14 protein-coding genes are annotated in these 12,210 nt (G+C 34.1%); 3 read left to right on the plus strand and 11 right to left on the minus strand.

Annotated features, from left to right (window positions below; all coding sequences use genetic code 11):
* Window positions 1–177 precede the first annotated feature (177 nt).
* Together BB050_RS04405 and BB050_RS04410 are read left to right on the plus strand one after the other, a co-directional pair.
* Complete coding sequence (locus BB050_RS04405; protein WP_008467294.1) at window positions 178–1,689, plus strand: GH3 auxin-responsive promoter family protein; 1,512 nt, start codon at window positions 178–180, stop codon at window positions 1,687–1,689.
* A gap of 12 nt (window positions 1,690–1,701) precedes the next feature.
* Complete coding sequence (locus BB050_RS04410; protein WP_066032755.1) at window positions 1,702–1,944, plus strand: redox-active disulfide protein 2; 243 nt, start codon at window positions 1,702–1,704, stop codon at window positions 1,942–1,944.
* A gap of 296 nt (window positions 1,945–2,240) precedes the next feature.
* On the opposite strand, the gene serB is transcribed toward BB050_RS04410, so the two are convergent.
* From serB to BB050_RS04440, 6 genes are all read right to left on the minus strand, one after another.
* Window positions 2,241–3,470 carry a phosphoserine phosphatase SerB gene (gene serB, locus BB050_RS04415; RefSeq protein ID WP_035691791.1) on the minus strand — a complete coding sequence of 410 codons (1,230 nt, stop codon included), beginning with the start codon at window positions 3,468–3,470 and terminating at the stop codon, window positions 2,241–2,243.
* 156 nt (window positions 3,471–3,626) lie between these two features.
* On the minus strand, window positions 3,627–4,064 hold the full coding sequence (locus BB050_RS04420) for a VOC family protein (protein ID WP_066032756.1): 438 nt from the start codon (window positions 4,062–4,064) through the stop codon (window positions 3,627–3,629).
* A gap of 95 nt (window positions 4,065–4,159) precedes the next feature.
* On the minus strand, window positions 4,160–4,597 hold the full coding sequence (locus BB050_RS04425; protein WP_066032757.1) for an SRPBCC family protein: 438 nt from the start codon (window positions 4,595–4,597) through the stop codon (window positions 4,160–4,162).
* A gap of 1 nt (window position 4,598) precedes the next feature.
* Complete coding sequence (locus BB050_RS04430; RefSeq protein ID WP_066032758.1) at window positions 4,599–5,009, minus strand: VOC family protein; 411 nt, start codon at window positions 5,007–5,009, stop codon at window positions 4,599–4,601.
* A 120-nt stretch (window positions 5,010–5,129) separates the two neighbouring features.
* Window positions 5,130–5,534: an SRPBCC family protein gene (locus BB050_RS04435; RefSeq protein ID WP_008467303.1), complete on the minus strand. Its 405-nt coding sequence runs from the start codon at window positions 5,532–5,534 to the stop codon at window positions 5,130–5,132.
* Window positions 5,535–5,585: 51 nt separating this feature from the next.
* Window positions 5,586–5,996, minus strand: a complete 411-nt coding sequence (locus tag BB050_RS04440) for a VOC family protein (RefSeq protein WP_066032759.1) — start codon at window positions 5,994–5,996, stop codon at window positions 5,586–5,588.
* A gap of 140 nt (window positions 5,997–6,136) precedes the next feature.
* On the opposite strand from BB050_RS04440, the gene BB050_RS04445 reads away from it, so the two are divergent.
* On the plus strand, window positions 6,137–7,102 hold the full coding sequence (locus BB050_RS04445) for a GlxA family transcriptional regulator (protein WP_066032760.1): 966 nt from the start codon (window positions 6,137–6,139) through the stop codon (window positions 7,100–7,102).
* 66 nt (window positions 7,103–7,168) lie between these two features.
* On the opposite strand, the gene clpX is transcribed toward BB050_RS04445, so the two are convergent.
* From clpX to BB050_RS04470, 5 genes are all read right to left on the minus strand, one after another.
* On the minus strand, window positions 7,169–8,401 hold the full coding sequence (gene clpX, locus BB050_RS04450; protein ID WP_008467306.1) for an ATP-dependent Clp protease ATP-binding subunit ClpX: 1,233 nt from the start codon (window positions 8,399–8,401) through the stop codon (window positions 7,169–7,171).
* Between the two features lie 191 nt (window positions 8,402–8,592).
* Window positions 8,593–9,267 (minus strand): ATP-dependent Clp endopeptidase proteolytic subunit ClpP, encoded by a 675-nt coding sequence (gene clpP / locus BB050_RS04455; protein WP_008467307.1) that lies wholly within the window; start codon window positions 9,265–9,267, stop codon window positions 8,593–8,595.
* Between the two features lie 327 nt (window positions 9,268–9,594).
* Window positions 9,595–10,917 carry a trigger factor gene (locus tag BB050_RS04460; protein ID WP_066032761.1) on the minus strand — a complete coding sequence of 441 codons (1,323 nt, stop codon included), beginning with the start codon at window positions 10,915–10,917 and terminating at the stop codon, window positions 9,595–9,597.
* Window positions 10,918–11,031: 114 nt separating this feature from the next.
* Entirely contained in the window at window positions 11,032–11,376 is a 345-nt protein-coding gene (locus BB050_RS04465; protein WP_008467309.1) for a phage holin family protein, read from the minus strand.
* A 53-nt stretch (window positions 11,377–11,429) separates the two neighbouring features.
* Entirely contained in the window at window positions 11,430–12,194 is a 765-nt protein-coding gene (locus BB050_RS04470) for an alpha/beta fold hydrolase (RefSeq protein WP_066032762.1), read from the minus strand.
* Window positions 12,195–12,210: the final 16 nt, after the last annotated feature.

Genomic DNA, 12,210 nt, shown 5'->3' on the forward strand with positions numbered 1-12,210 from the left:
ATTCGTTTATATAGTTGGAATCTTTACTTCAAATAGAATTGTTTTTTACAAAAAAATAGTATTTTTGATATGAAGACAAAGTTACTATTTGTCTCTCGATATTCAAATTTTATGTTTTTTGTTTTGCAAAGATTGTAAGATTTAAAACCTAAAATCAGTTAACTTAAAAACAAATTCATGCCTTTATCTATTATCAATTCGTTTGCATCTTGGGTCCTAAAACAAAGGATTCATCAAATAGAGCTTTTTTTAAAATACCCTAATGAAGTTCAGGAAGAATTATTGCACAACTTATTGACGGCATCTGAGAATACAGTTATTGGAAAACAATATGAATTTTCGAGTATTAATTCTTATCAGACCTTTGCAGAAAGAGTTCCTATTGCAACTTATGAAGAACTGCAGCCACTTATTGAACGCACACGTTTAGGCGAACAAAACGTTTTTTGGGAAAGCCCTATTAAATGGTTTGCCAAATCGAGTGGCACTACAAATGCTAAAAGTAAATTTATTCCGGTAAGTAATGAGGCTTTGGAAGATTGCCATTATAAAGGCAGTAAAGATCTTCTTTGTCTTTATTTGAATAATAATGAAGATTCTGAATTGTTTTTAGGAAAAAGTCTCCGTTTGGGAGGAAGTTCTCAGATTTACGAAAACAACAATACTTACTTTGGAGATTTATCGGCAATTTTAATTGAAAATATGCCAATTTGGGCAGAATTCAGCAGTACCCCAAGCAGCAAAACTTCATTGATGAGCGAATGGGAAACCAAACTTGCAGCTATTATCAACGAAACCAAAAATGAAAATGTAACTAGTTTTGCAGGGGTTCCATCTTGGATGCTGGTTTTAATGAATAAAGTTTTAGAGAATACCGGAAAACAAAACTTATTGGAACTTTGGCCAAATCTTGAAGTATATTTTCATGGCGGTGTGAGTTTTTCTCCATATAAAGAACAATACAAGAAAATTTTACCTAGTTCAGATTTTAAATATTACGAAATTTACAATGCTTCAGAAGGCTTTTTTGCGATTCAGGACCTAAATTATTCGAGCGATTTACTACTGATGCTGGACTACGGAATCTTCTACGAATTTATTCCGATGGACACTTTTGGAACTCCAAACCAAAAAGTAGTTCGTCTGGCAGATGTTGAATTAAATAAAAATTACGCTATTGTTATTACCACAAATTCTGGTTTATGGCGATATTTAATTGGCGATACAGTTCGTTTTACTTCTTTAAATCCGTACAGAATTAGAGTTACAGGAAGAACGAAGCATCACATTAATGTTTTTGGTGAGGAATTAATGGTTGAAAACACCGATCAAGCTATTGCAAAAGCTTGTCAGGTGACTCAAACTGAAGTTATAGATTACACAGTTGCTCCTATTTTTATGCAGGACAAAGAAAAAGGCGCGCACGAATGGATGATCGAATTCAAGAAAAATCCTGCTGATGTAGGTCTTTTCCAAAAAGTGCTTGATGAGACTTTACAAACGTTGAATTCTGATTACGAAGCGAAACGCTACAATAATATGACTTTAAATCCTTTGGTAGTTAATGTTGCCCGTGAAAATTTATTCTATGACTGGCTAAAAGAGAGAGATAAATTGGGGGGTCAGCATAAAATTCCCAGACTTTCGAATCAGAGAGATTATTTAGAACAATTAAAAGAAATGTGCTAAAAACAATATAAAATGAAAGACACAAAATTTAGCGAAATGACCACTGAAGAACTGATTAAAAATCAGAAAACACTAAAGACCGTGAATACCGTATTTTGCGTTGTGCTTTTTATGTTGTTCATTCTTAATATATTCATCGTTTTCATGAAGGGTTTTAGTGCCATGAATGTTATTCCTGTTGCCTTATTGCCTATTCTTTTCTTGAATCTTAAGAATTTGAAGGAGATTAAAAATGAATTGGAATCTAGAAAATAAAACGTTAATTCCACTAAACCCGCATGAGGGATAGAAGTGGAAATCCTTTTTATTTTTTCTTTAAAAATAAAAAGATTGAAACGGATAGCCCGACCCGGAGGGACATGCCCATAAAAAACAAACCTCAGCCTTTTATTGCAAAGACTGAGGTTTGTTTTTTATTTTGATTATGGAATTCTGAATGCTATTTCTTCTTTGTCGAATAATAGATGAATTTACTTTGTCAGGCTGAGCGGAGTAGAAGCCCTTTTCTACAAGAAATCCCTCCGACTCCGCTCAGGGTGACAGATTGCAAATTACATCATATCAATATATCTATCGTGATATCCTAATAAGTATAAAACACCATCAAGACCTAAACTTGAGATGGATGTTGAAGCGCTTTCTTTTACTTTTGGTTTCGCATGGAAAGCGATTCCAAGACCTGCTAAGTTTAGCATTGGCAAGTCGTTGGCTCCATCTCCAACTGCGATTGTCTGATTGATGTGAATTCCTTCTTTTTCTGCGATTGCTTTTAGATATTCGGCTTTTTTCTGGCCATCTACGATGTCTCCTAAATATTTTCCCGTCAGTTTACCATCTTTTATTTCTAATTGATTGGCGTGAACGTAGTCTATTCCTAATTCTTTTTGAAGATATTCTCCGAAATAGGTAAATCCTCCTGAAAGAATTGCAGTTTTATAGCCATAATATTTTAAAGCTTTCATCAAACGGTGTGCTCCTTGTGTTATTGGCAGATTTACGGCAACATTTTGCAAAACTTCTTCGCTGAGACCTTCTAATAAAGCCATACGCTTTTTGAAACTTTCGTTAAAATCAATTTCACCGTTCATAGCCGATTCTGTAATAGCACGAACTTGATCTCCTACTCCATTCAATTCCGCAAGTTCGTCGATTACTTCGGTTTGAATTAAGGTCGAATCCATATCGAAGCAAACCAAACGGCGGTTTCTTCTGTAAATATTGTCTTCTTGGAAAGAAATATCAACGTTTAGCGTTCTGGAAATTTCCATAAAACTCGCTGTCATTATGATCTTGTTTACAATTTCACCCGTTACAGACAATTGAATACAAGAACGCGGATATTCTTCTTTTTCTACAACAGAAGTTCTTCCTGTTAATCGAATAATCGAATCGATATTTAAATTTTGGTCTGACAATATTTGGGTCACTGCAGACAATTGTGAAGCCGCCAGTTTTTCTCCCAAAATATTGATAATATAACGTTGTTTTGATTGTGATTTTACCCAAGTTTCGTAATCTTCTATAGAAATCGGAATAAATTTCACTTTGATTTCCAATTCGTATGCTTTAAACAAAAGATCTTTTAAAACAGGTGCAGATGATGATCCTGCGGCAATTTCGAACAAAATTCCTAGAGAAAGCGTATCGTGAATATCAGCTTGCCCGATATCTAAAATATTGGCATCATATGCCGCCAATACAGCTGTTAATCCTGCTGTAACTCCAATTTTATCGTGTCCAGAAACTTTTAGTAAGATTATTTCTTTGTCTTCTGCTGCCATTTTTCTTTCTTGATTATGAAGCGACAAAAATCGACAATCTCTCGATGATAAAAAAGAATAATCTTTGTTTTTTTGAAACAAAAAAGCACATTTTCATGTGCTTTTTTGAGTAATTTAACAATTATGTCCCGCTATTAAAATAACGTAACTTTTATGTTATTTCATTCCTTCGTTTTTGTCAAAACTCACCATCCAGTTGATGCCGAATTTATCTTTAAACATTCCGAAATAAGATCCCCAGAAAGTGTCATTCATCGGCATTTCTACTTTTCCACCTGCCGAAAGTCCGTTGAAGATTTTGTCTGCCTCTTCTCTGCTTTCTGCATTAATAGAAACAGAAAAATTATCTCCAAAACCGACATCTCCATATCTTGGATGTGTGTCGCTTCCCATTAAAATACTATTTCCAATTGGAAGCGATACGTGCATAATTCTATTCAAAGCTTCTTCAGAAAGCACCTCGCCTTCTTCTGCTGGAGCATCTTTAAATTTTCCGATATAAGGAAAATCTCCGCCAAAAACTGATTTGTAAAACAGAAATGCTTCTTCGCATGTTCCGTTAAACATTAAATATGGATTTACCGCTGTTGCCATGATATTTTGTTTTTAATTGTTAATTATCAGTATAAATTGTAAATTCTCTTTCTTCTATTCTCTTTCTTCTATTCTCTTTTCACTCTCTTCTGACTTTACTTCTCTGACAATTCTTTAATCAATTCTACCGCTTTTGGAAAGGCATCTTTGAAATAATCAATATGTTTTTCGATTACATCTACCTCAACATGAAGATCTACAAGATCTCCTTTTTGAGTCAGTCTGTATGTTTCCATAGAACCACTCCATTTTTCCGTTTCCTCATTTGGCGGCACTTCTTTAAAATCTTTGATTTCGCCAAGATGTTTAAAAGCCATATATTCGTTTGGAATTTTAGTCTCAATAAGACTATTCATCCCTGTTCCTCCAGGTCCAAGAAAATAAATTTTGTCCCCTTCGTTCCAATTCGATTCAGCGTAACTTCCTTCACAAAAAGCGCTTGTCCACTTTCGGTAAGTTTCATCATCCCATAAGACTTTCCAAATTTTTTCTTTAGAAGCCTTTATCTCAGTATTAAATATTAATTTTTCCATCTTAACCTGGTAATTTACTAAAATCCATAAATAGAATATTCCAACGATGACCATCCAAATCGGCAAAACCACAGCCATACATCCAACCTTGGTTTTCTGCAGGAGGAGCAAAAATGGTTCCGCCAGCTTCTTTGACTTTTTCAGCTAATTCATCAACTTCTTCCCTGCTTTCTGCGTCGATTGAAATCAAGACTTCCGAACTTGAATTCGTATCGGTAATGTTGTTCTTGGAAAAACTTGAAAAAAGCATTTCTTCAAAAAGCATTATCACAAAATGTCCTTCACCTACAACCATGCACGTCGAACTTGGCGTATCATGTTGTTCATTAAACGAAAAACCAATTTTCCAGAAAAAATCTTTCGCTTTTGCCACATCCTTTACAGGAAGATTCAACCATATTTGTTTTGTCATTTTTTTGTTTTTTTTTGTTGGGTTAGATATTTATTTCTTTTAAACCATATGAGTAATGCAAGCTAATTTAAGTTTGTAATCTTTGAACCTTTGTCACTTTGAGACTTTAGAGTCTAAAAACTAATTCGCTTCAATGTAACTTTTAAAATTATCCAAAATTGCCTGCCAGCCAGCGCGCTGCATCTCTTCTGGATTTTGTGTTTCTGGATCGAAACTTTCAATTATTTCAACACCTTCTGCTGTTTCTGTAAAAGTAATTTCAACCTTTCTTCCGTCTCCCATAACATACGAAAGCGCTTGGTTTGGTTTTACTAAAGTAAATTCGCCTTCAAAGTCAAAACTCATACTTCCGTCTTTTGCAGCCATAGTTGATTTGAATCTTCCTCCTTCTCTCACATCGGCTTCTGCATAAGGCGTGTGCCAATCAGGAGAAGCAAAGCTCCATTTTGTAATATGTTCTGGAGTGTTCCAAAAATTCCAAACTTTGTCAAGAGATGCATTAACGGTCTTTTTAATTGTGATCATTTTTTAAGTTTTTTAATAATTTATTTTCCGTTTGATTTTGTTCTTACTTAATTACATGTTTTCTGGAATCTGACTTTCATCCATAAAGAAAACTTCCCAATGATGTCCGTCTACATCTAGAAAAGTTCTTTGGTACATCCAGCCATAATCTTGAGATTGCTCGTAATCTGTTCCTCCAGCCTTAACTGCCTTCTCAATCATTTCATCTACCTGTTCTCGAGTTTCTACAGAAAGTGCCATAAGCGCTTCGCTGGTTGTTGTAGAATCACAAATTTCCTTCTTTGTAAATGTTTGATAAAACTCTTTTACCAAAAGCATTACAAAGATGCTTTCGCTTATAACGATACAAGCTCCTTTGTCATTAGTAAATTTCGGATTAGTTGGAAAGCCGAGTTCGTTAAAAAAAGATATTGCGCGATTTAAATCTTTTACAGCAAGATTTAAGAAGATTTTTGTTTTCATCTTTATAAAATTACGAATTAATTAAAACAAATTTAATTTTTTAAGATTACTTAAAAATGCCAATAAAAGTCATTTTTAGGGGCATTTGAGACAATTTGCTTATTTTTGTAAGATACTGAAATTCCAAAAGACCAAAAATCATGAGCAAGAAACTAGGATTAATCGTACCTCACGACTATAAATTACTGAGCATTGCTGCAATATTAGAAGTATTCGAAACCACAAATAAACTTACGTCTGGAGATGAGAAACCATTCGAAATTATGATTTTTCAATCCCAAGAGCAGTCCGATCAAGGAAATGTATTTGGATATAAAAGCAATGCCATTGAAACTTCGGATAGTATTCTAGACTTAATTTTAATTCCCGCCTTTACTACCGACAATATGAGCGAAATGATCAAGAAGAATAAAAGTTTTATTCCGTGGCTGCAAAAACAGCACAAGGCAGGAGCCGAATTGGCGAGTTTTTGCACGGGAGCTTTTTTGTTTGCTGCTTCTGGTTTACTAAATGAAAAATTGGCCACCACACATGTTGATGCTTGCAGCGCTTTTACAAAAGCTTTTCCGATGGTAAAACTAAAACCTGAAGAAACGCTAACTGCAGACGGAAGTTTATACACCAGCGGAGGATCAACTTCAACTTTTCACTTATTAATTCTTTTGGTTCAGAAATTCTGCGGTAATGAGATGGCTGTTAAAATCGCCAAAATATTTTCTATCGATTTGAACAGATACAAACAAAGCTATTTCAGTACTTTTAGACCCAATCATTTACATAATGATTCTTTAGTAGCTATGCTACAGCAAAAAATTGAAAGTCAGTACCATTCCATCGAAAAACTGGAAGAAATCACGAAAGATATTCCGACAAGTGCTCGAAACATGACACGCCGTTTCAAACAAGTGACAGGAATTCCGCCAATTGAATATTTACAGAATATTAGAGTTGAAAGTTCGAAGAAATATCTAGAGCAAACCCAACTTTCAATCTCTGAGATTATTGAAAAAACAGGTTACAACGATCCTAAAGCTTTTAGAAAAGTGTTTTATAAAATGGTCGGCATGAAACCTATTGAATATCGCGAAAAATTTAGAGTGCAATAATAAAAAAACCTGCTCAAATAAATGAGCAGGTTCTATAATTGAACTTTGTCAAAGTTATTTTTTACTTTAAGAAGCAATTTCCATACGCTTCAATAAGTTTTTGCTTAGCGTATGTTCTGCATATTCTTTGTCGATTGTCAAACTTATATCATCTGATGTTGGCAGTTCGTACATGGCATCTGTCAAGATAGCTTCACATAATGAACGCAATCCACGAGCTCCTAGTTTATACTCTAAAGCTTTATCTACAATAAAATCTAAAGCCTCGTCTGTAATCGTAAATTCAACATCATCCATTAAGAATAATTTCTGATATTGTTTGATCAATGCATTTTTAGGCTGTGTTAAAATCGCACGAAGCGTTGCTTTATCCAAAGGATCCATGTGCGTTAAAACTGGCAAACGTCCAATAATCTCAGGAATCAAACCAAAGTCTTTGATATCTTTTGGTATGATGTATTGCAATAAATTATCTTTATCAATATTGTCAGTGTTTTTAGAAGTAGAGTAACCAACTGCCTGACGGTTTAAACGTTTTGAAATAATACGTTCTACTCCATCAAAAGCACCACCAGCAATAAATAAGATATTTTGAGTATTCACCTCAACGAATTTTTGGTCTGGATGTTTACGTCCTCCTTTTGGAGGTACGTTTACGACTGTTCCTTCCAATAACTTCAATAATGCCTGTTGAACACCTTCTCCAGAAACGTCACGAGTTATAGATGGATTATCACTTTTACGAGCGATTTTATCGATTTCATCAATAAATACGATTCCTCTTTCTGCTTTTGCTACGTCATAATCTGCAGCCTGAAGCAAACGAGTCAAAATACTTTCAACGTCTTCTCCAACATATCCAGCTTCTGTCAATACAGTTGCATCAACAATTGCCAAAGGAACGTCTAACATTTTAGCAATAGTTTTTGCCACTAATGTTTTCCCTGTTCCTGTCTGACCAACCATAATGATGTTGCTTTTTTCAATCTCAACTTCATCATCCAATTGCTGTTGCATTAAACGTTTGTAGTGATTGTAAACCGCAACCGACATTACTTTTTTAGTCTGATCTTGACCAATAACATATTGATCTAGGAAAGCTCTAATTTCTTTTGGTTTCTTCAAAATCAAGTCCCCAACTAGTTTCGCGCTTCCGCTAGATTTTAATTCTTCTAAAACAATTCCGTGTGCCTGTTCAATACACTTATCACAAATATGTGCATTGATACCAGCTATTAATAAATTAGTTTCTGGCTTCTTTCTTCCACAAAACGAACATTCTAATACTACTTTTGCCATTCTATTTAAGTTACTAAGCTGCAAAGATACTAAGTTTCTAAGCTTTTTGATTTAATTAAAACTTAAAAACTTAATTCTTTGCAGCTTAATATTTATTTTTTGTTTCAAGTTTCAGGTTCCAAGTTTCAAGTTGGTTTGTGTTATACACCAAATTTGAACTTGAATCCTTAAACAATTTAAAGCTTAAAAAATTATCCTCTTCTTAATACCTCGTCAATCATTCCGTATTCTTTTGCTTCGTCTGCTTTCATCCAGTAATCACGTTCACTGTCTTTGTGAACTCTTTCGAAAGTCTGACCAGAATGATGAGAAATAATATTGTAAAGCTCATCTTTTAATTTTAACATCTCACGTAAATTGATTTCCATATCTGTTGCAACACCTTGCGCTCCTCCAGACGGCTGGTGAATCATAACTCTTGAATGAGGCAATGCAGAACGTTTTCCTGCAGCTCCAGCACATAATAAAACTGCTCCCATAGAAGCTGCCATTCCTGTACAAATTGTCGCTACATCAGGCTTGATGTATTGCATAGTATCGTAAATTCCTAAACCTGCGTAAACACTTCCTCCTGGAGAGTTTAAATAAATTTGAATATCTTTTGAAGCATCAGCGCTTTCTAAAAATAACAACTGAGCCTGAACGATATTAGCAATCTGATCGTCAATACCAGTTCCTAAAAAGATAATTCTGTCCATCATTAATCTTGAGAAAACGTCTAATTGAGAAATATTCAGCTGACGCTCTTCTATAATATATGGAGTCATGTTGGTTGGAGTCATTGCCGCTACGATTTTATCGTAATACATTGCGTTTACCCCTTGGTGCTTTGTAGCAAATTTTTTGAATTCTTTACCGTAGTTCATATTTTTAGTTTAAAGTTGAAAAGTCTAAAGTCAGAAAATGACTAAAACGAATTAAACAAAGTTCATACCTTTTTATGAAGGATGCCAATTTGTCTTCTTTTTTTAAGATGCTAAGATTCTAAGGCGCTAAGGTTCTAAGTTTTTTTGCTAAGGAACATTTACCAACTTGAAATCTGAAACAAAAAAAGAACGTCAACAGAATAAAAATTCCATTGACGTTCAAATATAATTATTTTTATCTTTCAGTTTCTGTAATAAAATCTTAATTTTTAAAAAGTATACTTCCTAACTTTCGACTTAAAAACTTTTGACTTTTCAGACTTAGATTTATTCACCGTAAGAAGCTGCGATAAATTCTTCGTAAGTAACCTCTTTAGTAGTTGGGTTAGCTTTTTCTTTGAAGATTTCCAACATCTTAGATGCTACAACTTGCTCAGAAAGTCTTTTCACTTCATCTTGGTTAGATAAAACTCTAGCTACGATTCCTTGAACTTCTTCGTCAGTTGGGTTTGTTTGACCAAATTGAGCCATCTGCTGTCTGATTGCGTTTGATGTAAACTCTTTCAAATCTTCAAATGTAATTTGGATATTGCTTTGAGCTAAAGCTTTTCCTTCAATTAGTTGGAAACGTAAACCTTTTTCAGATCTTGCGTATTCTACCTCAGCTTCTTCTGGAGTTAATTTCTTCTCTCCAACAGTTTGCAACCATTTTTTCAAGAATTTAGCTGGTAAATCGAATTTTGTGTTTTCGATTAAGAAATCCTGAACATCTAATAATAATTTTTGTTCTGCTTGCTGCGCGAATTGTGCTTCAGCATCTTCTTTAATTTTAGCTTTTAAATCTTCTAAAGAAGCTACTTTTCCTTCTCCAAAAAGTTTATCAAATAATTCTTGGTTCAATTCAGCTGGTTCAGAACCGTTGATAGCTTCGATTGTGAAGTTTACCTCAACATCTAAACCGTGAACACCTTCGTGACCTACTTTTAAGTAATCCATTAATTGGTGATCGTCATCAAATAAACCTTTTGTGCTTACTATAACAACATCTCCAACTTTTTTACCTATGAATTGTTTTTGAGCTTTTTTGCTAAATGTATCAACAGAAATTGTAGTAGTATTATTGATTCCGTTTGCTTCGCTTGCGAAAGTTCCAGTTAAGTCAGATTTTGCATCAGATACTTCTTGTGGAACTGCTTTTCCAAATTGTTTTTGTATACGCTCAACTTGTCCGTCGATTAATTTATCGTCAGCAGTAACAACGTATTTTACGATATTATTTTTAGCTTCCAAATCAATTTCAAAGTTTGGCACTAAACCAATTTCGTACTCGAAAGTTAATTCTTCTGCATCCCAGTTAAAATCTTCGTTTACTTTTGGAAGCGGAGTTCCTAAAAGATTTAATCTTTCAGATTGAATATAACGCTCTAAAGCCAAATCAACTACTTTTTTGATCTCTTCTTGCTTAATAGCTTTTCCGTATTGTTTTTCAACAAGATCTTTAGGAACTTGTCCTTTTCTAAATCCTTTTACTTGCGCTAAAGGCATTTTTTCGTTGATTCTTTTTGCTACTTGACCTTTATAATCCATATGAACAACGTTCATAACAATCGTCTCGTTTACAGCGTCTATTGCTACTCTTTTAATATCCATCTTCTTCTTTAATTTACGTAATAAAATTGGGTTGCAAAATTATAAAATTTTTGCAACCCAACCAAGTTTTTAATCTATTGTATTTGAAGCAGTTTTAATCTGCTCGATTTGTTTTTATTTATCGTCTCCCAATATTTTATAAGTAAGGGATTGGAGTATAGACAAAATAATACTGAATATTAATGCTGTCCAAAATGAATTTACTGCAAAACCGCCTACAATATTAGTGCACAGCAAAATAATTACCGCGTTGATCACCAGCAAAAACAAACCTAATGTGACCAATGTAACTGGCAAAGTTAAAATCACTAAAATTGGTTTTATAAAAACATTCAGTAATCCTAAAACTACTGCAACAATTAGAGCTGTACCAAAACTAGCCACATGCACTCCAGTCAAAATATTAGACAACAACAAAACTAAAGCAGCAGTAACAAGGAGTCTAAGTAATAATTTCATGGTTCTTGAGGTTTAAAATTTATTTAAAAGTAATAAAATTTCATCAAAAAGAACTACTCTTTTAAAAACGTAGTGGTCAATTCGAAAAACAGCTGCGGATTTTCAGCATGAAGCCAATGCCCAGCATTTGGAATCGTTTCTAATTTTAAATTTGGAAAATGCTTTCGGATTCCGTCAATATCCTGATCTTGAATATAGCCCGAATTTCCTCCTCTAATAAATAATGTCGGATTATTAAAAACCAGATTATCTGCCAAAGGCTTCCCAATAGCATCTAAATTATTATTGAAAACCTCTAAATTAAATCGGAAAGCCAATTGCCCAGGTTCTTTCCAATATAAATTCTTTAGCAAAAACTGGCGCGTTCCAAAATCTGTTACATATTGTGATAAAATTGCCTCCACATCATTTCGACTTGGTTTTACCGAAAAATCAACAGCATTTAATCCTGCCAAAATATCTTGGTGATGCTGTTTGTAGAATCTCGGACCAATATCTGCCACAATCAATTTGTCTACAATTTCAGGATGAGTCGTTGCAAAAAGCATCGCTACTTTTCCTCCCATTGAATGGCCTAGGATATCAATTCGCGTTAGATTATTTGCCTGACAGTATTCATAAACATCTCGAACCATCGCCTCGTAACTCCATTCATCCGAATGAAAACTGCGGCCGTGGTTTCTTAAATCTAAAATATGAACTTGAAATCCGGCTTCTACATATTGTCCCGCAAGAGTTTTCCAGTTATCAGACATTCCCAGAAAGCCATGCATGATGATAAATGGTTTTCCTTCGCCTTCTATTTTTGAATAAAGCATATTTTTATTTTTTTCC

The organism is Flavobacterium anhuiense, from assembly GCF_001705175.1.
GTDB classification, from domain to species: Bacteria; Bacteroidota; Bacteroidia; order Flavobacteriales; family Flavobacteriaceae; genus Flavobacterium; species Flavobacterium anhuiense.

Coding starts and splice junctions, on each gene's coding strand:
- BB050_RS04435 (WP_008467303.1), bottom strand. CDS start 5,534: ATGATCACAATTAAAAAGACCGTTAATGCATCTCTTGACAAAGTTTGG.
- BB050_RS04460 (WP_066032761.1), bottom strand. CDS start 10,917: ATGGATATTAAAAGAGTAGCAATAGACGCTGTAAACGAGACGATTGTT.
- BB050_RS04440 (WP_066032759.1), bottom strand. CDS start 5,996: ATGAAAACAAAAATCTTCTTAAATCTTGCTGTAAAAGATTTAAATCGC.
- serB (WP_035691791.1), bottom strand. CDS start 3,470: ATGGCAGCAGAAGACAAAGAAATAATCTTACTAAAAGTTTCTGGACAC.
- BB050_RS04470 (WP_066032762.1), bottom strand. CDS start 12,194: ATGCTTTATTCAAAAATAGAAGGCGAAGGAAAACCATTTATCATCATG.
- clpX (WP_008467306.1), bottom strand. CDS start 8,401: ATGGCAAAAGTAGTATTAGAATGTTCGTTTTGTGGAAGAAAGAAGCCA.
- clpP (WP_008467307.1), bottom strand. CDS start 9,267: ATGAACTACGGTAAAGAATTCAAAAAATTTGCTACAAAGCACCAAGGG.
- BB050_RS04465 (WP_008467309.1), bottom strand. CDS start 11,376: ATGAAATTATTACTTAGACTCCTTGTTACTGCTGCTTTAGTTTTGTTG.
- BB050_RS04430 (WP_066032758.1), bottom strand. CDS start 5,009: ATGACAAAACAAATATGGTTGAATCTTCCTGTAAAGGATGTGGCAAAA.
- BB050_RS04445 (WP_066032760.1), top strand. CDS start 6,137: ATGAGCAAGAAACTAGGATTAATCGTACCTCACGACTATAAATTACTG.
- BB050_RS04405 (WP_008467294.1), top strand. CDS start 178: ATGCCTTTATCTATTATCAATTCGTTTGCATCTTGGGTCCTAAAACAA.
- BB050_RS04410 (WP_066032755.1), top strand. CDS start 1,702: ATGAAAGACACAAAATTTAGCGAAATGACCACTGAAGAACTGATTAAA.
- BB050_RS04420 (WP_066032756.1), bottom strand. CDS start 4,064: ATGGCAACAGCGGTAAATCCATATTTAATGTTTAACGGAACATGCGAA.
- BB050_RS04425 (WP_066032757.1), bottom strand. CDS start 4,597: ATGGAAAAATTAATATTTAATACTGAGATAAAGGCTTCTAAAGAAAAA.